The sequence below is a fragment of the Thioalkalivibrio versutus genome (assembly GCF_001020955.1).
GTDB lineage: Bacteria > Pseudomonadota > Gammaproteobacteria > Ectothiorhodospirales > Ectothiorhodospiraceae > Thioalkalivibrio > Thioalkalivibrio versutus.
The window spans coordinates 1,528,639-1,544,932 of the sequence record NZ_CP011367.1; the positions used below are offsets into that span (position 1 = coordinate 1,528,639).

Sequence of the window (16,294 nt, forward strand, 5' to 3'; positions counted from 1 at the left end):
AACGGTGGAGATCCCGGATAACTGCTGCGCAGTTTCCGGGATGACGAGGGTGGGGTGGCAGGGGTGACGGTTGGGGTCGGGATGCTGCGGTGGTGCCGGCCTGCCAGCGTGCTTGTCTATGTGCGTGGCGGGTGGAATGCATGTATGCCGATTTGTCACAGCGGGTCCCCCTTCAGGACGTGCGGGAGGCCGGCGACGGTGAGGACGACGCGGTCCATCGCGGGGGCCAGGCGCTGGTGGAGCCAGCCGGCCTCGTCGGCGAAGCGGCGGGACAGTGCGTCCATGGGCGTGATCCCCATGCCGGTTTCATTGGAGACGAACACCAACGTGCCCGGCAGGCGCGGAACCGTCTCGATCAGGGCCTCGCGTTCACGCTCGATCCGGCCCTCGTCATCGGTGCACAGTAGCTGGGTGAGCCACAGGGTCAGGCAGTCCACTAGCAGGCACTGCTCGGGTCCCGCGGCCTGCTCCAGCGCCCGAGCCAGGCCCGTGCCCGCCTCGACGAGACCCCAGTCGCCGGGGCGGTCGGCGCGGTGGCGCTCGATCCGGCGCGCCATCTCGGCGTCGTCGGCGCGCGCCGTCGCCACGTAGGTCACGGGCAGGCCGCTGGCGGCCGCCAGTTGTTCTGCCAGCCGACTCTTGCCCGAGCGCACGCCACCCAGTACCAGGGTCTTCATGCGACTGGCTCCTTCGGTTCGGCTTGCAGAAGGGTCAGTATGCAATTCATATCTAGGTGTTCTTCCAGAGAATCGGCCAGGCGCTCCAGGCCGCGCTCCCGCGCCGTTGCCAGGTCTTCCCCTTTCTCCATCCCGCTACGCATTCCCGCCCATTGCAGCAAGGCCTCGGCGGCGTCCGATGTATCGAACACGCCGTGGACATAGGTGCCGGCCACCGCGTCATCCGCATTACGCGCGCCATCCGCACCGTGTTCCAGCTGCAGCAGGGGCCGCCCCAGGCCCGGCCCGGTCGTCACGCCCGCATGGATCTCGTAGCCCTCCACACGGGCCTCCCGATCCAGCACGCGGTCGCCGCGAACCCGCTCCAGGTGCTTCTCGGGTGCGAGCCGGGTCTCGATATCCAGCCAGCCCAGCCCCGGCGTGGAGCCCGACTGGCCTTCGACGCCATCGGGATCGTACACGGCGTGACCCAGCATCTGGAATCCGCCGCAAATCCCCAGCACCTTGCCGCCATAGCGCACATGCCGCTGCAGCGCTTCTTCCCAGCCCTGCTCGCGCAGCCAGGCGAGATCGGCGCGCACGGACTTCGAGCCCGGTAGGACGACCAAATCGGCGGGCTGCAACGCCTCGCCCGGTCCGACAAAGCGCAGGTCCACCGCCGGGTGCAGCCGCAGCGGATCGAAATCCGTATGGTTGGAGATGCGCGGCAGTGCCGGCACGACCACCTTCAGCGCGTCCGCGGGCGTCGAAGGCATCGCCTCGCGCGGCAGGGCATCCTCGGCATCCAGGTAGAGCCCGTGCAGGTACGGAATCACGCCGAGCACCGGCTTGCCGGTCTCCTGTTCCAGCCAGTCCAGCCCGGGTTGCAGCAAGCCGATATCGCCGCGAAAGCGGTTGATCACGAAGCCCTGCACCCGCGTGCGCTCCGTCTCGCTCAAAAGCGCCAGCGTGCCCACCAAGTGCGCGAACACCCCGCCCCGGTCGATATCCGCGACCAGGATCACCGGACAGTCCACCGCCTCGGCAAAGCCCATGTTGGCGATGTCGCCCGCGCGCAGGTTGATCTCCGCCGGCGACCCGGCGCCTTCCACCAGCACATGGGCGTACTGCGCCGTCAGGCGCCGATGCGAGGCCAGCACCGCCTCAAGCGCCACCGGCTTGTAGTCGTGGTAGGCCCGGGCATCCAGCTCCGCCGCCGGCCGGCCGTGGATGATGACCTGCGCCCCCTGATCCGAGCTGGGCTTCAGCAGTACCGGGTTCATGTCCGTATGCGGGTCCAGGCCACAGGCCGCGGCCTGCAGGGCCTGGGCGCGCCCGATCTCGCCACCATCGGCCGTGACCGCGCTGTTCAGCGCCATGTTCTGCGGCTTGAACGGCACCACCGACAGCCCCCGCCGATGCAGCACGCGCGCCAGCCCCGCGACCAGCACGCTCTTGCCAGCATCCGAGGTCGTGCCCTGCACCATCAGCGTCGTACCCATCAGGACGCCCCCAGCGCCTGTTCCAGGCGCTTCCATTCGTATTCCTGCCCCGGCAGGCCAAAACGAAGGCTGCCCGGCTCATCAAACCGCCGCACGAGGATGCCCTGCGCGCCCAGGTGATCCTGCCAGCCTGCGGGATCGTCCACGCGGCACCACTGAAACAGCGCGGTGCCGCCGGCGGGTTCCAGCCCCTGGTCGCGCAGCAAGTCCGCCAGGCGCTGACCACGTGCCTGGAGCATGCCGCGTGTCTCGGCCTGCCAGGCCCGGTCCGACAGCGCCTGGGTGGCGATCCAGCGGGACGGTCCGGCAAGACCCCACGGGCCCATCCGGGCGGCCAGTCGCGTGCGCAGCGTGTCCTCCGCGATGACAAATCCCACGCGCGCCCCGGCCAGGCCAAAGAACTTGCCCAGCGAGCGCAGTACCACCAGACCCTCGCGCGGCGCGTCCGTCGCCAGGCTCGCCTCGGGTGTCACGTCCATGAACGCCTCGTCCACGATCAGCCAGCCGCCGCGCGCGGCCAGGGTCGCATGCCACGCCAGCAGGTCCGCGCGGTCAAACCGCTGTCCGGTCGGGTTATTGGGGTTGACCAGCACCAGCACGTCCAGGCCGGGCAATGCGGCCTCAATCGAATCCCCATCCAGCGGGACGACGTCATGCCCGGCCCCGTGCCAGGCCCGGGCGTGTTCGTTGTAGCTGGGCTCGAGGATGCCCACGCGCGAAGGGCCTTCCCGTAGCGCGGGCAGCAGCTGGATCGCGGCCTGGGAACCGGGCACCGGCAACAGCGCCCCGGTCCCGTAATAGGCGGCGGCTGCGGCCTCCAGACCGTCGTCCGGTTCCGGCAGGCGTGCCCAGGCCCCTGGCGGAAGCTCGCCCGCGGGGTAGCCATGCGGGTTGATGCCCGTGGAGAGATCCAGCCAGTCGGCCTCGGGGATCCCGTAGCGCGCAGCCGCCTGACGGATACCGCCCCCGTGCACCTGGATCAGTACCTGCGGCTCCGGCGTCTGCATCGATTGGGCCTCAGAACAGGACAACGACAATCACCCCGGCCACAATGAAGGCCATCCAGATGGCCAGCGCACGATCCAGCAGCTCAACCGCCTGGCGAATGCCTGCCGCGTCGGGCATGCGGCCCATCCCCAGGCGGGGTCGCCACTCGCGCTGCCCGCCATAGGGTGCCGCTCCCCCCAGGACCACACCCAGCGCACCCGCCCCCGCCGCCATCACCGGACCCGCATTCGGGCTCTTCCAGCCGGCGGCCTGCTCGCGCCAGCACTGCAGCGCGTCCCGGCCGCGCCCGGCCAGGGCATAGCCCAGCGCCGTCAGGCGGGCCGGGATCAGGTTCATCGCATCGTCCAGGCGCGCGGCAGCCCAGCCAAACGAGCGAAAACGGTCATTGCGATAGCCCCACATCGCGTCCAGCGTGTTCACCAGCCGATAGGCCACCACGCCCGGCGCGCCAGCCACCAGAAACCAGAAGATCGTGGCGAACAGCGCGTCGTTGCCGTTCTCCAGCACCGACTCGATGGTCGCGCCGCTCACCCCGCGCGCGTCCAGGGCCGCCGTGTCGCGACTGACCAGCATGCCGACACCGGTGCGCGCCCCAGACAGGTCATCCTTTTCCAGGGCCTCGGCCACCACCTCCGCATGCTCGTCCAGGCTGCGCCAGCCAATTGCCAGCGTGAGGATCGCCAGCGTCAGAACCCAGCCCCAGGCCAGCGAGGCGCCCAGTGCGGCCAGCGCCACCCAGGGCAGGACCAGCGCCGCGAGAAGGAGCGCTCCGCGTACACGACTGGGCGCATGCCAGCGGGATTCGGCCCAGGCCGCGAGCTGGCCGAATCCGGCCAGCGGATGGAACCGCCGTGGGTCGCCAAACAGTCGGTCCAGGATCAGGGCGCCGATCAAGATCAGAAAGGTACTCATGTGTCGCCACCCCCGGATGGCCCATCCGGACGCGCGGCGGATTCCCGCACAACCGTGGGCAAGGCCAGTTCGCACGGCGCACCCCAGCGATCCTGGAAGACCAGGTCTTCCAGGGGGCGCCGGGTATCCCAACCCGCCGTCTCCAGCATCGGCCGGTCATAGAAGCGCTCCACATGCCCCAGGCACAGCACCGCGATCGGGTACCCGCCTTCGGGCATGTCCAGCCGATTGGCCAGCCAGTCCGGATCGAACAGGGAGACCCAGCCCATGCCCAGGCCCTCGGCGCGGGCGGCCAGCCACAGGTTCTGGATCGCACACGCGGCCGAACAGAGGTCCATCTCGGGGAGCGTCCGCCGGCCCAGCACGTAGCGTTCGCGGCCATCGGTCAGGGCCACGACCAGTAACTCGCCCGCCTCGCGGATGCCCTCCAGCTTCAAGCGATGCACCTCCGCCGCGCGCTCGCCACAGGCCTCGGCGGTGCGCGCCTGTTCATCCGCCGCGTGGGCGTGGAGCGCCTCGCGCACCGCCGGGTCGGTAATGCGCAGGAAGCGCCAGGGCTGCATGTAGCCGACGCTCGGCGCGCGATGCGCCGCCTCCAGCAGCCGCCGCAACACCGCTGGATCGACCGGGTCCGGCCGAAAATGGCGCATATCCCGGCGTTCCGCGATCACGCGATAGACGGCCGCAAGCTCATCTTGGGCAAATCCCGAACCCTGGGCATCAGCGGCCGGGCAGGAAGGGTTCTCATTGGCGGGCAACTCGGACTGCATCGGCTTACCGTCAGGGGGACACGACGCGGATGCAGAGGGATCGGGGTGCGGCCACAGGGGGCCCGCACCTACCGACCCTCGCCCACCGCGCGGTCGCAGAAACATCGTCCAGGCCGGTCTCCGGGCTCGCGAGGCCCCGGCAACCCGGGGCGGCAAGTCGCCTTCCCGGGCCGCGTTCGGCCCAGTGGCTTTCGACTTGTCGAGGTCCGAGCGGCCTGCGGAAGCACCCCTCGAACCCACTCGCTTACCGTTGCGGGGGCAGCGTCGGAATGGGGCTGCGGAGGATCTCGCGCCTGCACCGACTTCCCGTTTAACCCGCGCGATCAGTCGCCCGGGCACCTGGTAGCAAGCCGCCAATCATACGCGGCAAGCCCACTGCCGACCAATTGACGCTCCGAGGCGCCCCAGGCTTGCTGCTATGATGCCCCGCTAGTCCAGCGCCAGGTGGCGGCTCTCCAGCCGGCTCGAAGGCGCTTGAACAACCAATCCAATGCGACTGTAAAATCATGCAATTTTGGACTTCCCGAACCCCACTGCTCGCTTGCCTCCTGGGCGTGCTCTCAACCCCGCTGATCGCAATGGCGGACTCAATCACGGTCACCGACGACGATGGCCGCGAGGTCCATCTGGAGCAGCCTGCCGAGCGCATCGTCAGCCTGGCGCCGCACATCACCGAGGTGCTGTTCGCCGTCGGTGCGGGGGACCGCATCGTGGGCGCAACGCAGTACAGCGATTATCCGCCCGAGGCGGAGGCCATCCCGCGGATTGGCGGCTACAGCCGGATTGACCTGGAACGGGTACTGGAAAGGGACCCCGATCTGGTGATCGCGTGGAAGAGCGGCAACTCCGCCTCCCAGGTCGAACGCCTGCGCGAACTGGGACTGCCGGTGTATGAATCGGAACCGCGCAGCTTCGAGGGTGTGGCCTCGAGCATGCGGCGCATGGCCACGCTCGCCGGCACGCATGACCAGGGCGAGGCCGCGGCAGAGGACTTCCTGGGCCGAATGGACGCGCTCCGCGCCACGTACGGCGACCGGGACCCGATTCGCGTGTTCTATCAGGTGTGGGAGCAACCGTTGATGACGGTCAATGACGACCACCTGATCGCCGAGGCCATTGCCGTCTGTGGCGGCGTGAACGTGTTCGGCGATCTCGACCGCCTGGTGCCACGCATTGGCCGCGAAGCCGTACTGGATGCCGACCCCGAGGTCATCATCGGCGGCGGCATGGGCGAGGATCGCCCCGACTGGGTGGTCGCCTGGGGCCAATGGGAGGACATGACCGCGGTCCAGCGCGACAATCTGTTCTTCATTCCCCCTTCGCTCCTGCAACGCCATACCGGACGCATCGCGGAAGGCACCGCCCTGATGTGCGAAGAACTCGAACGCGCCCGCGCACGCCGTCCCGCCCCATGACCATGACGATCCGCCTCGCAGTCTCTCGGAAAGGATATCGCGGGACACCAATGAAGGAGCGTTGTACGTGCGCTGAAGGCAGCGCTCCCGCCGTTCCGGCAACCTACCGCTTCGCCCGCCTGGAGCGGAGGGCTACCGCTTGACCCGTTCGTTCCTCCTGGCCCTGGGCGTGCTGTTGCCCGCGTCTGTGCTCTCCGTCCTGGTGGCACTGGCCTACGGCAGCGTGCAGATTCCCTTCCCTGACCTGCTGAGTGTCTTCTTCGGCGAGGCCTCGCGACTGCACAGCACCCTGGTACTGGATCTGCGCCTGCCGCGCGCGCTGGCCGCGTTCGCCGCCGGCGGGCTGCTGGGCCTGGCCGGAGCGCTGATGCAGGTCCTGCTACGCAATCCACTGGCCGATCCCTACGTGCTGGGGCTCTCCGGCGGTGCCTCGGTGGGCGCCTTGCTGGCGATGCTCGCGGGGCTGTCCATGTTCTCGGTCTCGGCCGCGGCCTTCGTGGGCGCCCTGCTGTCCACCATTCTGGTGTTCGGCCTGGCCCATGGCACGGGCAGCTGGACCCCGACCCGCCTGCTGCTGACCGGTGTCGTGGTGGCCGCCGGCTGGGGCGCGATGATCAGTTTCATCCTCGCGGTCAGCCCCACCGCGGAGCTCCCGGGCATGCTGTACTGGCTGATGGGCGACGTCTCCCATGCCCGCAACCCCTACCCGGCCTGGGGCGTACTCGTGGTCGTGGCCCTGCTCGCCCTGCCATTTGGCCGCACCCTGAACGTCCTGGCGCGCGGGCCCATGCAGGCCGCGGCCCTCGGAGTGGCCGTACGCCCGGTGGAATGGACGATCTATGTGGTGGCGGCCCTGATCACCGCGACTGCGGTCACCCAGGTCGGCGCGGTCGGCTTTGTCGGGCTGATCGTGCCGCACATGCTGCGTCTGATCTTTGGCAACGACCAGCGCGTGATCCTGCCGGCCTCGGCCCTGGGCGGGGGCATCCTCCTCACCCTGGCCGACACCCTGGCCCGGACGATCATTGCCCCGGAACAATTGCCGGTGGGCGTCATCACCGCAATGCTGGGTGTCCCGGTGTTCCTGTTCCTGCTCTACCGGAGCCGCTGATGCCGCGTACACATCCCCCAGTCCCCGCGGCGACCCAGCCACACGACACGCCGGGCCTGGGCGCGCGCAGCGTCCACCAGGAACCGGGGCCCAAGACCCTCCTCGCGACGCATGACCTCGTCATCGACGTGCCAGAGCGGCCGCCCGGTTCGCCGCTGGACCTGACGGTGGATCCAGGCCAGTGCTGGGGCATCCTGGGCCCGAATGGGGCCGGCAAGAGCACCCTCCTGCAGACCCTCGCCGGCCTGCGGGCCGCGCGTGCCGGAACCATCAAGGTCAAGGGACAATCCATTGCGACCCTCGCCCGCGCAGAACTGGCCCGTCGCCTGGGTCTGGTCTTCCAGACCCACCACGACGGCTTTCCCGCCACGGTGCTGGAGACGGCCCTGATCGGGCGCCACCCGTATCTGCGGCCCTGGGATATCGAGTCTTCCGAGGACTACGCCCGCGCCCGGGCGGCACTCGCGGCGATGGATCTCGCCGACCTCGAGGACCGCATGGTGGACACCTTGTCCGGCGGGGAACGCCAGCGCCTGGCGATCGCGACCGTGCTGACGCAGGACCCCAGCCTGCTCCTGCTGGACGAGCCCACCAGCCAGCTGGACCTGCATCATCAGGTGGCCGTGCTCAACCGCGTGCAGGCCATCGTCGGTCAGGAAAACCGAGGCGCGGTGTTGGTCCTGCACGACGTCAACCTCGCGGCGCGCTACTGCGATCACTTGCTACTGCTATTCCCTGACGGACAGGCGTGCTGGGGCCCCACGGCCACCATGCTGGTGCCCAGCGCACTGGAGCGCCTGTACAACCAACGCCTGAGCGTGGGTGAGGTGGACGGCCTGCCCGTCTTCCTGCCGCGCAACGAGTAGTGCCCATGGAATTCTTCCGCGCCCTGCATTCCGACCTGGATGCCGAAAGCCTGCAGCGAAGCCTCACCGTGCCCGCATTACCCGACGCCAGCGGCGCGATCGATACGCTGATCGCCGACGAGGGCCCCGATGCCGGCGTCGTGTACTGCCTGTGGGGCGAGTTTCGCGTCCATCGGGAAATCATCAACGGTGGCGTTCGCTTTTCCCTGCCGGAATGCCCGAATGGCCTCGCCTGGACGTTGACCACGGGTCATCCGCCCGCCGCGCATGCCGTCATCCTGCACCTGACCATCAATCGCCAGGAGCACGACCCGGACTTCGTCGAGAGCCTCGAGGCGTTTGCCGATTCCTGGGAGCTCCCCGTGCCCTGACAGAACGCTCCATGAAGGGAAACGATGCAATTTTCTTTTCCTTTCATGGTCGGTATGGTGCAGATCTGTTGCGAAGGAGAACGCCATGAACCCGACACCGCCGGACAGCGTGAAGACCTCTCATCCCACCCAGGACGGGGCCGGGGTGAAGATTCGGCGCATCCATGATTTCCGCGGCGGCCTAGATCCCTTCCTGATGCTGGACGAACTGAAGGCCAGCGCGCGCGAGGACTACATCGGCGGCTTCCCCTCGCACCCGCACCGCGGTTTCGAGACGCTGACCTATCTGGTCCACGGCGGCCTGATTCACGAGGACTCCATGGGCAATCAGGGCCGCGTCGAGGCCGGCGAGGCCCAGTGGATGAGCGCCGGGCGCGGCGTAATCCACTCCGAGATGCCGCTTTTGGACGCGGACGGCCTGCACGGCTTCCAGCTTTGGGTAAACCTGCCCGCCGCGCGCAAGATGGACCCGCCGCGTTACCGCGACGTGCGCGCCGACGCGATGCGCCACCTGCCGGAAGACGACGATTCGCTGCGCTTCAAGGCCATTGCCGGCTCCTGGCAGACCAGCGCCGGGGACACCGAAGGCGCGCTGCCGCAGATCGGCGAAGGCGCCGCCATGGCCGATCTCACGCTACCGGCCGGCTACCGCCTGTCGCTTGCGGTGCAACTGGAAGATCGCGTGCTGGCCTACGTGTTCGACGGCGAGCTGACCGGCCTCGGCACGGGCCAACTGGGCGTCTGGCATGGCCACACCCAGGTCCACCTGATCGCGCAGCAGGATGCCCGGGTACTGCTGTTCAAGGGGCGGCCGCTGGGCGAACCGATCGCCCACTACGGCCCGTTCGTGATGAACACCTCCGACGAGATCGAACAGGCCATCAGCGACTACCAGTCCGGCCAGCTCGCCGCCGAACCGGCCAGCATGGACTGAGCTCGAGCCGTCCAACCATCCCGCAAGTTCCTCGCGCGAGCCCCCCTCTCCGTCATCCCGGAAACCGCGCAGCGGTTATCCGGGATCTCCCCCCCGTGGCCCAAACCCCCAACCTGCTGCCTGGCACCCGCGCCAGAGATCCCGGCTCTTCGCTCCGCTGCGGCCGGGATGACGCCGAGGAAGATCACCACACCGGTGATCCTTGCTCCCTCGACACCTACCGCTTTCGTCATCCCGGAAACCGCGCAGCGGTTATCCGGGATCTCACTGCGTGGAACGAGCCCCGACCCGCTGTCTCGCACCCACGCACACGCAGATGACCCCGTCTCTTCGGTTCGCTACGGCTGCGGTGACGGGGCGTTGGGAACCCGGATCGCAATGGGCATCACGGGCCACCCAGCTAGGCTTGGGGCTGGATCCGGTGATCCCACGATCCGTTCCGTGGCGAAGGATGGCCCGGCAACGGGTGCAGGGGCGCTGGTTCGTGGCCGGCCCCCGGGTCCGGGATCAGACGCCTTCCTCGATCAGCTCGATGGTGTTGCCATCGGGATCGCGAACGAATGCAGCCGGGCGTCCGGAACGACTGCGCTCCACGGCAATCCCCGCCCCTTCCAGACGCGCTGCCAGCACCTCCAGGCCACGGACGCGCAACGCCAGATGACGGTCCTGACCGCAGCGCACGCCGCGCTCGGTCGGATCGGGGTTCGGCACCTGCAACAGATGCAGAGCCTGTCCGCTCCCCAGGTCATACCACAGACCGGGAAAGTCGAGATCCGGGCGTTCCAGTGGCACCAGGCCGAGCTGCTCCCCGTAAAAGGCCGCCGCCACCCGTGCGTCCGCAATCACCAGGCTTGCGTGATGCAGACGCAGGATGCCGGGTTCTACCCGCTTCGCCGAAGTCATACCCGCATCACCCCCGAGGCCGGTTCGAGCAACACAATAGCCTGGGCCGCCACCCCTTCCTTGCGCCCGGTGAAGCCGAGGTGCTCGGTGGTGGTCGCCTTCACGCTGACATCGGCAATATTCAGTGCGGTATCGGCTGCCAGGTTTTCGCGCATCGCGCGCACATGCGGTGCAAGCTTGGGCGCCTGCGCGATCACCGTGGTGTCGATGTTGACCGGGCGCCAGCCGGCGCCGGCCACTCGTTCGAGCGTCTCCCTTAGCAGGACGCGGCTGTCCGCCCCTCGAAACGCCGGATCGGTATCCGGAAAGTGCAGGCCAATATCCCCCAGCGCCGCGGCGCCCAGCAGGGCGTCACACACCGCGTGGATCAGCACGTCCCCATCCGAATGGGCCACGAATCCACGCTCGAACGGGATGCGAACGCCACCGAGTACCAAGTGGTCGCCTTCGCCGAAGGCGTGTACGTCGAAGCCCTGGCCAATCCGCAAGCCGCTCATGCGCGAAACCCGCCTTCCAGGCGTCCCTGCTGCATCAGATACAGGCGAGCAAGCTCAAGGTCTTCGCTGCGGGTGATCTTGATGTTCATCGGGGAGCCCTCGATCAGCCGGGGTGCCTGGCCCAGGAACTCGATGGCGCTGGCCTCGTCCGTCACCGGATGCCCCTCGGCACGCGCCTGCGCGTTGGCCGTGCGGAGCATGCCCAGCCGGAACATCTGCGGGGTCAGGGCCCGCCAGACCCGTTCGCGATCCAGCGTCCGTTCGACCTTCCCGGCACCATCGCTCCACTTGATGGTATCGGTGCTGGGACTGGCGAGCAGCCCACCCACCGGATCGTCACGCAACTCGTGCAGCAGCCGGTCCACATCCGCTAGCGGCAGACAGGGTCGTGCCGCGTCATGCACCAGTACCCAGTCGTCCTCGTGCGCCCGTTCTGCAAGGAAGTCGAGCCCGTTCTGGACCGAATCCGCGCGCTCCGCCCCTCCGGCCGCACGGAACAGCCGCCCGCCGGCCAGCGGCAGGTCCAGGGCATCCGGGTCGACGTCCGGACCGAGTACCAGAACCACCCCGCGAATCCGCGGGTGTTCGAGAAAGATCGACAGGGTGTGGGACAGGATCGTGTGCGAGCCGAGTGTCAGGTACTGCTTCGGACGGTTGGATCCCATGCGTCGACCGATGCCAGCCGCCGGGATCAACGCCCAGAACGCTGGCTCCCGAGTCGGCACGTGTTCCGCGTCAGCCATCAAAGGGGTCCTCGGGTGGCAGGGTGTCGGTGGCGGGCTCCGCATCCTCCGGGACTTGCGCGTCCGGGCCCGGATCGGTCTCTCCGGCCGGGCCTGGTAGCGGCTCGACCTGCAGCCTCGCGGGCTCGTCCTCGCCCACCACGAAGAAGAAGATCTCGTCCCCGCGGATCATCCCCAGATCGCGACGCGCGCGCTCCTCGACCGCCGCGGTACCGCCGCGCAAATCGCGCACCTCGGCCTCCAGGGCCTGGTTGCGTTGTTCCAGCTCGGCATTTGCGGCTTGCTGTTGCGCAACCTGCTCGCGCAGATCCCGCACATCGCGCCAACTCCCCTCGCCCAGCCACAGGGGCCATTGCAGGGCCAGCAGCACGAGGGCCAGACCGATCAACAGGCCGCGCATCACCCGCACTCCGTATGGTTGAACAGAGAAAGCCCTCGCCCGCGCACCGCGACAGACGCGACAACGTGGAGACGAGGGCTTTCGCAAGTGGCCGGCATGCCCGGCATTCTACGAGCCCCGGACAACCGGGGACAGGAACCGCGCCGCAGGCTGAGGACTGCGTGGTGACCAAGGCCGTCCCGGGTCTCGATCAGCGCCCGAAGGTGAACGCCGACATGCCCGGATAGGTCGCCCGCGAACCCAGGTGTTCCTCGATCCGGATCAGCTGGTTGTACTTGGCGACCCGATCGGAACGCGACAGCGAACCGGTCTTGATCTGGCCGGCGCGCGTGGCCACGGCCAGGTCCGCGATGGTCACGTCTTCGGTCTCGCCCGAGCGATGCGAGATCACTGCAGTGTAATTGGCCTTGCGCGCCATCTCGATGGCTTCCAGCGTCTCGGTCACGGTGCCGATCTGGTTGAGCTTGATCAGGATGGAATTCGCAACGCCCTTGTCGATGCCTTCCTGCAGGATCTGGGTATTGGTCACGAACAGGTCGTCACCCACCAGCTGCACGCGATTGCCCAGGCGCTCGGTCAGCGTCTTCCAGCCGTCCCAGTCATCTTCGGCCATCCCGTCCTCGATGGTCAGGATCGGGTACTGGTCCACCCAGTGGGCGAGATACTCGGAGAACTCGTCGGCAGAGAAGGCCTTGCCTTCGGAATCGAGGTGATAGCGCCCATCCCGGTAGAACTCGGAGCTGGCGCAGTCGAGGCCGATCCAGATGTCCTCGCCCGCCTTGAAGCCGGCGTTGTGAACCGCTTCCAGGATCACCTCGATCGCGGCGGAGTTGGACGGCAGGTCGGGCGCAAAGCCGCCCTCGTCGCCCACCGCCGTCGCCAGCCCGCGCTTGGACAGCACCTTTTTCAGCGCGTGGAAGACCTCGGCGCCGTAGCGCACGGCCTCACGCACCGAATCCGCCCCCACTGGCAGGATCATGAACTCCTGCATGTCCACACTGTTATCGGCGTGGGCACCACCATTGATGATGTTCATCATCGGTACCGGCAGCAGCGTGGCGTCGTCGCCGCCCAGGGTCTCGAACAGTGGCTGTTCGCGATCCGCGGCCAGGGCATGTGAAGTGGCCATGGAGACGGCCAGCAGGGCATTGGCGCCCAGGCGTGCCTTGTTGTCGGTCCCGTCCAGTTCCAGCATGCGGCGATCGACCGCGGTCTGATCCAGCTCCATACCTCGCAGGGCGTCGCGGATCTCGCCGTTCACGTGGCTGACGGCCTTCAGTACGCCCTTGCCGCTGTAACGCTTTTCGTCGTCGCGCAGTTCCAGGGCCTCGCGGGCCCCTGTGGAGGCACCGGAGGGCACCGCCGCTCGCCCCATGGCGCCGGAATCCAGGACAACATCGGCCTCGACCGTCGGGTTGCCCCGAGAATCGATGATCTCGCGGGCGTGAATCTCCGCAATCTTGGACATGCTCTCTCCTTGAAAATACCCGCCCGGACGGGCCCGTCCGGGACGTTTTATCGATTCTTTCGGTCGTTAACCGAGACCGTACTCCGCTTCCGCAAACGGCTGCGCCTTGGCGGCGGCGTCCAGCGCCTTGAGCGTCTGCAACAGCTCGGCCATCTTCGGCAGCGGCCAGGCATTGGGACCGTCGGAAAGGGCCTTCTCGGGATCCGGATGGGTCTCCATGAACAGGCCGGATACGCCAGCGGCCACCGCCGCCCGTGCCAGCACCGGCACGAATTCGCGCTGCCCACCGGAGCAGGCGCCCTGCCCGCCCGGTTGCTGCACCGAGTGCGTCGCATCGAAGACCACGGGGCAGCCGGTCTGACGCATCTGGGCCAGGCCGCGCATATCGGAGATCAGCGTGTTGTAGCCAAACGAGACCCCGCGCTCGCAAACCATGATCTGATCGTTACCGACCTCGCGGGCCTTGTCCACGACATTGCCCATGTCCCAGGGTGCGAGGAACTGGCCCTTCTTGATGTTCACCGGCCGGCCCTGACGCGCAACGTTCTGGATGAAGTTGGTCTGCCGACAGAGGAAGGCCGGGGTCTGCAGCACATCAACAACACTGGCGACTTCGTCCAGCGCAGTGTCCTCGTGGACATCCGTCAGGATCGGCACGCCGATCTCCGACTTCACTTTGTCCAGGATGCGCAGGCCCTCTTCCATGCCCAGCCCGCGGAAGCTCTTCGTCGACGACCGGTTGGCCTTGTCGAACGAGGACTTGTAGATGAACGGAATGCCGAGATCGTCCGCCATCGTCTTCAGCGCGCCAGCCGTCTCCAGGGCCATGGCCTCGGATTCGATGACGCAGGGGCCGGCAATCAGAAAAAAGGGCCGATCAAGGCCGACTTCAAAACCGCAAAGCTGCATGCTCTGTCCTGTCTGGTGGCCGCCACCCTCCGGGTGCGGCCACAAAAAAGCGAACGGGCGCCTATTCCGTCAGCGCCGTGGTGGTTTCCGGTTCGCGGGCATCCTGGTAATCCCGGGCGGCACACACAAACGCGGTGAACAGCGGGTGGCCATCCCTTGGCGTCGAGGTAAATTCCGGATGGAACTGGCAGCCCACAAACCACGGATGGTCGGCCAGCTCCACAGCCTCTACCAGTTCGCCGGATTCCGAGACCCCGGAGAGTCGAAGACCTGCGGCCTCCAGGCGTTCACGATAGGCGTTGTTGAATTCGAAGCGATGACGATGGCGTTCTCCCACCACTTCGCGACCATAGGCCTCGGCAATGCGTGACCCCGGGGTCAGGCGCGCGCTCTGGGCGCCGAGACGCATGGTGCCACCAAGGTCACTGTCGGCATCGCGCCGCTCGATGCGGCCTTCCTTGTCCTGCCACTCGGTAATCAGCGCGATGACGGGATGCGGCGTGTCGGGGGCGAACTCGGTACTGTGCGCACCTTCCAGCCCCACCACATCCCGCGCAAACTCGATGACCGCCACCTGCATACCCAGGCAGATTCCAAGATAGGGCACATCGTTCTCGCGGGCGTAGCGCACCGCGGCAATCTTGCCCTCCACGCCGCGTTCACCGAAGCCACCCGGAACGAGGATGGCATCCAGGCCCTCGAGTTCGCGAACGGCCTCGTTCTCGGCCCCTTCCAGCTTTTCCGAATCGAGATAGCGAATCCGGACCCGGGTACCCGCCTGGATGCCCGCGTGGGTCAGGGCTTCGTTCACCGACTTGTACGACTCGGTCAGATCGACGTACTTGCCGATCATGCCGACCGTCACCTCGGACTCCGGGAACTCCATGGCATTGACCACGTGCTTCCAGTCCGAAAGGTCGGCTTGCGGGACCTCGATATGGAGTTTGCGCAGCACGATCTCGTCGAGCTTCTGCGAATGCAGCCACAGCGGGATCTTGTAGATGTTGTCCACGTCCACTGCAGAGATGACCGCCTTCTCCTCGACGTTGGTGAACAGCGCGATCTTGCGCCGTTCACCCTCGGGGATCGCCTGGGTGGAGCGGCACAGCAGGATATCCGGCTGGATACCGATGGAGCGCAGTTCCTTGACCGAGTGCTGGGTCGGTTTGGTCTTGATCTCGCCGGCCGCCTCGATATAGGGCACCAGCGTCAGATGCATGAACAGGGCGTTGTCGTGCCCCAGCTCCACGCCCATCTGACGGATCGCCTCGAGAAACGGCAGGGATTCGATGTCACCGACCGTGCCGCCGATCTCGATCAGGGCGATGTCGGCGTCGCCGGCCCCCTCGTGGATCGAGCGCTTGATCTCGTCGGTGATGTGCGGGATGACCTGCACCGTGCCGCCGAGATAATCCCCGCGACGCTCCTTGCGGATCACGTTCTCGTAGATCTGCCCGGCGGTGAAATTGTTGCGGCGCGAGGTGCGAATGCGCACGAAGCGCTCGTAGTGCCCGAGATCCAGGTCCGTTTCGGCGCCGTCATCGGTGACGAACACCTCGCCATGCTGAAACGGGCTCATGGTGCCGGGATCCACGTTGATGTACGGGTCCAGCTTGAGCAGCGTCACCTTGAGGCCACGCGCCTCCAGGATCGCCCCCAGCGAGGCGGATGCAATACCTTTGCCCAGAGACGAGACCACGCCTCCGGTAATGAAAACAAAACGCGTCATGCGGGAAACCTGGCTGGGAGCTGACAAGCACCCTGCCCCGGTTCGCACACGCAATCCGGGGCAGGCGGAAAACCCCTGAGAGAGTACCAGAGCACCCGCC

The 16,294-nt window shown here is 67.3% G+C and carries 17 protein-coding genes and 1 riboswitch; of the genes, 5 read left to right on the forward strand and 12 right to left on the reverse strand.

Translation table 11 applies throughout. The features are described from left to right. Positions 1–155: 155 nt before the first annotated feature. The 5 genes from cobU to bluB are packed head-to-tail and all read right to left on the reverse strand — an operon-like array spanning position 156 to position 4,848. Positions 156–677 (reverse strand): bifunctional adenosylcobinamide kinase/adenosylcobinamide-phosphate guanylyltransferase, encoded by a 522-nt coding sequence (cobU, locus tag TVD_RS07080; protein ID WP_047251202.1) that lies wholly within the window; start codon positions 675–677, stop codon positions 156–158. After that, positions 674–2,158, reverse strand: a complete 1,485-nt coding sequence (locus TVD_RS07085) for a cobyric acid synthase (RefSeq protein ID WP_047251203.1) — start codon at positions 2,156–2,158, stop codon at positions 674–676. Before TVD_RS07085 ends, cobU begins: the two co-directional genes overlap by 4 nt. After that, positions 2,158–3,165, reverse strand: coding sequence for a threonine-phosphate decarboxylase CobD (cobD, locus tag TVD_RS07090; protein WP_018951957.1), 1,008 nt, complete (start codon positions 3,163–3,165; stop codon positions 2,158–2,160). Before cobD ends, TVD_RS07085 begins: the two co-directional genes overlap by 1 nt. 10 nt (positions 3,166–3,175) lie before the next feature. Beyond that, positions 3,176–4,078, reverse strand: coding sequence for an adenosylcobinamide-phosphate synthase CbiB (cbiB, locus tag TVD_RS07095; protein WP_047251204.1), 903 nt, complete (start codon positions 4,076–4,078; stop codon positions 3,176–3,178). Next, complete coding sequence (bluB, locus tag TVD_RS07100; protein ID WP_047251205.1) at positions 4,075–4,848, reverse strand: 5,6-dimethylbenzimidazole synthase; 774 nt, start codon at positions 4,846–4,848, stop codon at positions 4,075–4,077. Before bluB ends, cbiB begins: the two co-directional genes overlap by 4 nt. A gap of 95 nt (positions 4,849–4,943) precedes the next feature. After that, positions 4,944–5,206, reverse strand: a riboswitch (cobalamin riboswitch). Positions 5,207–5,354: 148 nt separating this feature from the next. On the opposite strand from bluB, the gene TVD_RS07105 reads away from it, so the two are divergent. The 5 genes from TVD_RS07105 (at position 5,355) to TVD_RS07125 (ending at position 9,545) form a co-directional block, all read left to right on the forward strand. Further along, positions 5,355–6,263 (forward strand): cobalamin-binding protein, encoded by a 909-nt coding sequence (locus tag TVD_RS07105; RefSeq protein WP_476718444.1) that lies wholly within the window; start codon positions 5,355–5,357, stop codon positions 6,261–6,263. A 139-nt stretch (positions 6,264–6,402) separates the two neighbouring features. Next, positions 6,403–7,374, forward strand: a complete 972-nt coding sequence (locus TVD_RS07110; RefSeq protein WP_018145607.1) for a FecCD family ABC transporter permease — start codon at positions 6,403–6,405, stop codon at positions 7,372–7,374. Further along, positions 7,374–8,240, forward strand: a complete 867-nt coding sequence (locus TVD_RS07115) for an ABC transporter ATP-binding protein (RefSeq protein ID WP_047251207.1) — start codon at positions 7,374–7,376, stop codon at positions 8,238–8,240. Before TVD_RS07110 ends, TVD_RS07115 begins: the two co-directional genes overlap by 1 nt. Positions 8,241–8,245: 5 nt before the next feature. Further along, the gene (locus tag TVD_RS07120; protein WP_047251208.1) at positions 8,246–8,611 is read left to right on the forward strand and encodes a hypothetical protein; all 366 of its coding nucleotides are present in this window, start codon (positions 8,246–8,248) and stop codon (positions 8,609–8,611) included. Between the two features lie 85 nt (positions 8,612–8,696). Continuing rightward, positions 8,697–9,545 (forward strand): pirin family protein, encoded by an 849-nt coding sequence (locus TVD_RS07125; protein WP_047251209.1) that lies wholly within the window; start codon positions 8,697–8,699, stop codon positions 9,543–9,545. Between the two features lie 507 nt (positions 9,546–10,052). Here TVD_RS07125 and TVD_RS07130 read toward each other — a convergent pair. The 7 genes from TVD_RS07130 to TVD_RS07160 form a co-directional block, all read right to left on the reverse strand. Beyond that, positions 10,053–10,448: a VOC family protein gene (locus tag TVD_RS07130; protein WP_047251210.1), complete on the reverse strand. Its 396-nt coding sequence runs from the start codon at positions 10,446–10,448 to the stop codon at positions 10,053–10,055. Continuing rightward, entirely contained in the window at positions 10,445–10,945 is a 501-nt protein-coding gene (gene ispF, locus TVD_RS07135) for a 2-C-methyl-D-erythritol 2,4-cyclodiphosphate synthase (RefSeq protein ID WP_018169848.1), read from the reverse strand. The genes TVD_RS07130 and ispF overlap by 4 nt, the downstream gene beginning before the upstream one ends. Beyond that, complete coding sequence (gene ispD, locus TVD_RS07140; protein WP_019571334.1) at positions 10,942–11,688, reverse strand: 2-C-methyl-D-erythritol 4-phosphate cytidylyltransferase; 747 nt, start codon at positions 11,686–11,688, stop codon at positions 10,942–10,944. Before ispD ends, ispF begins: the two co-directional genes overlap by 4 nt. After that, positions 11,681–12,088: a cell division protein FtsB gene (ftsB, locus tag TVD_RS07145; protein ID WP_047251211.1), complete on the reverse strand. Its 408-nt coding sequence runs from the start codon at positions 12,086–12,088 to the stop codon at positions 11,681–11,683. The genes ispD and ftsB overlap by 8 nt, the downstream gene beginning before the upstream one ends. A gap of 190 nt (positions 12,089–12,278) precedes the next feature. Further along, entirely contained in the window at positions 12,279–13,556 is a 1,278-nt protein-coding gene (eno, locus tag TVD_RS07150; protein WP_047251212.1) for a phosphopyruvate hydratase, read from the reverse strand. Between the two features lie 66 nt (positions 13,557–13,622). Further along, positions 13,623–14,465, reverse strand: coding sequence for a 3-deoxy-8-phosphooctulonate synthase (gene kdsA, locus TVD_RS07155; protein WP_018169851.1), 843 nt, complete (start codon positions 14,463–14,465; stop codon positions 13,623–13,625). 61 nt (positions 14,466–14,526) lie between these two features. Next, the gene (locus TVD_RS07160) at positions 14,527–16,194 is read right to left on the reverse strand and encodes a CTP synthase (RefSeq protein ID WP_018650085.1); all 1,668 of its coding nucleotides are present in this window, start codon (positions 16,192–16,194) and stop codon (positions 14,527–14,529) included. Positions 16,195–16,294 lie beyond the last annotated feature (100 nt).

Bases quoted from the DNA above. Each gene is read 5' to 3' on its own strand.
- cobU (WP_047251202.1), bottom strand. From the start codon at position 677: ATGAAGACCCTGGTACTGGGTGGCGTGCGCTCGGGCAAGAGTCGGCTG.
- TVD_RS07085 (WP_047251203.1), bottom strand. From the start codon at position 2,158: ATGGGTACGACGCTGATGGTGCAGGGCACGACCTCGGATGCTGGCAAG.
- cobD (WP_018951957.1), bottom strand. From the start codon at position 3,165: ATGCAGACGCCGGAGCCGCAGGTACTGATCCAGGTGCACGGGGGCGGT.
- cbiB (WP_047251204.1), bottom strand. From the start codon at position 4,078: ATGAGTACCTTTCTGATCTTGATCGGCGCCCTGATCCTGGACCGACTG.
- bluB (WP_047251205.1), bottom strand. From the start codon at position 4,848: ATGCAGTCCGAGTTGCCCGCCAATGAGAACCCTTCCTGCCCGGCCGCT.
- TVD_RS07105 (WP_476718444.1), top strand. From the start codon at position 5,355: ATGCAATTTTGGACTTCCCGAACCCCACTGCTCGCTTGCCTCCTGGGC.
- TVD_RS07115 (WP_047251207.1), top strand. From the start codon at position 7,374: ATGCCGCGTACACATCCCCCAGTCCCCGCGGCGACCCAGCCACACGAC.
- TVD_RS07120 (WP_047251208.1), top strand. From the start codon at position 8,246: ATGGAATTCTTCCGCGCCCTGCATTCCGACCTGGATGCCGAAAGCCTG.
- TVD_RS07125 (WP_047251209.1), top strand. From the start codon at position 8,697: ATGAACCCGACACCGCCGGACAGCGTGAAGACCTCTCATCCCACCCAG.
- TVD_RS07130 (WP_047251210.1), bottom strand. From the start codon at position 10,448: ATGACTTCGGCGAAGCGGGTAGAACCCGGCATCCTGCGTCTGCATCAC.
- ispF (WP_018169848.1), bottom strand. From the start codon at position 10,945: ATGAGCGGCTTGCGGATTGGCCAGGGCTTCGACGTACACGCCTTCGGC.
- ispD (WP_019571334.1), bottom strand. From the start codon at position 11,688: ATGGCTGACGCGGAACACGTGCCGACTCGGGAGCCAGCGTTCTGGGCG.
- ftsB (WP_047251211.1), bottom strand. From the start codon at position 12,088: ATGCGCGGCCTGTTGATCGGTCTGGCCCTCGTGCTGCTGGCCCTGCAA.
- eno (WP_047251212.1), bottom strand. From the start codon at position 13,556: ATGTCCAAGATTGCGGAGATTCACGCCCGCGAGATCATCGATTCTCGG.
- kdsA (WP_018169851.1), bottom strand. From the start codon at position 14,465: ATGCAGCTTTGCGGTTTTGAAGTCGGCCTTGATCGGCCCTTTTTTCTG.
- TVD_RS07160 (WP_018650085.1), bottom strand. From the start codon at position 16,194: ATGACGCGTTTTGTTTTCATTACCGGAGGCGTGGTCTCGTCTCTGGGC.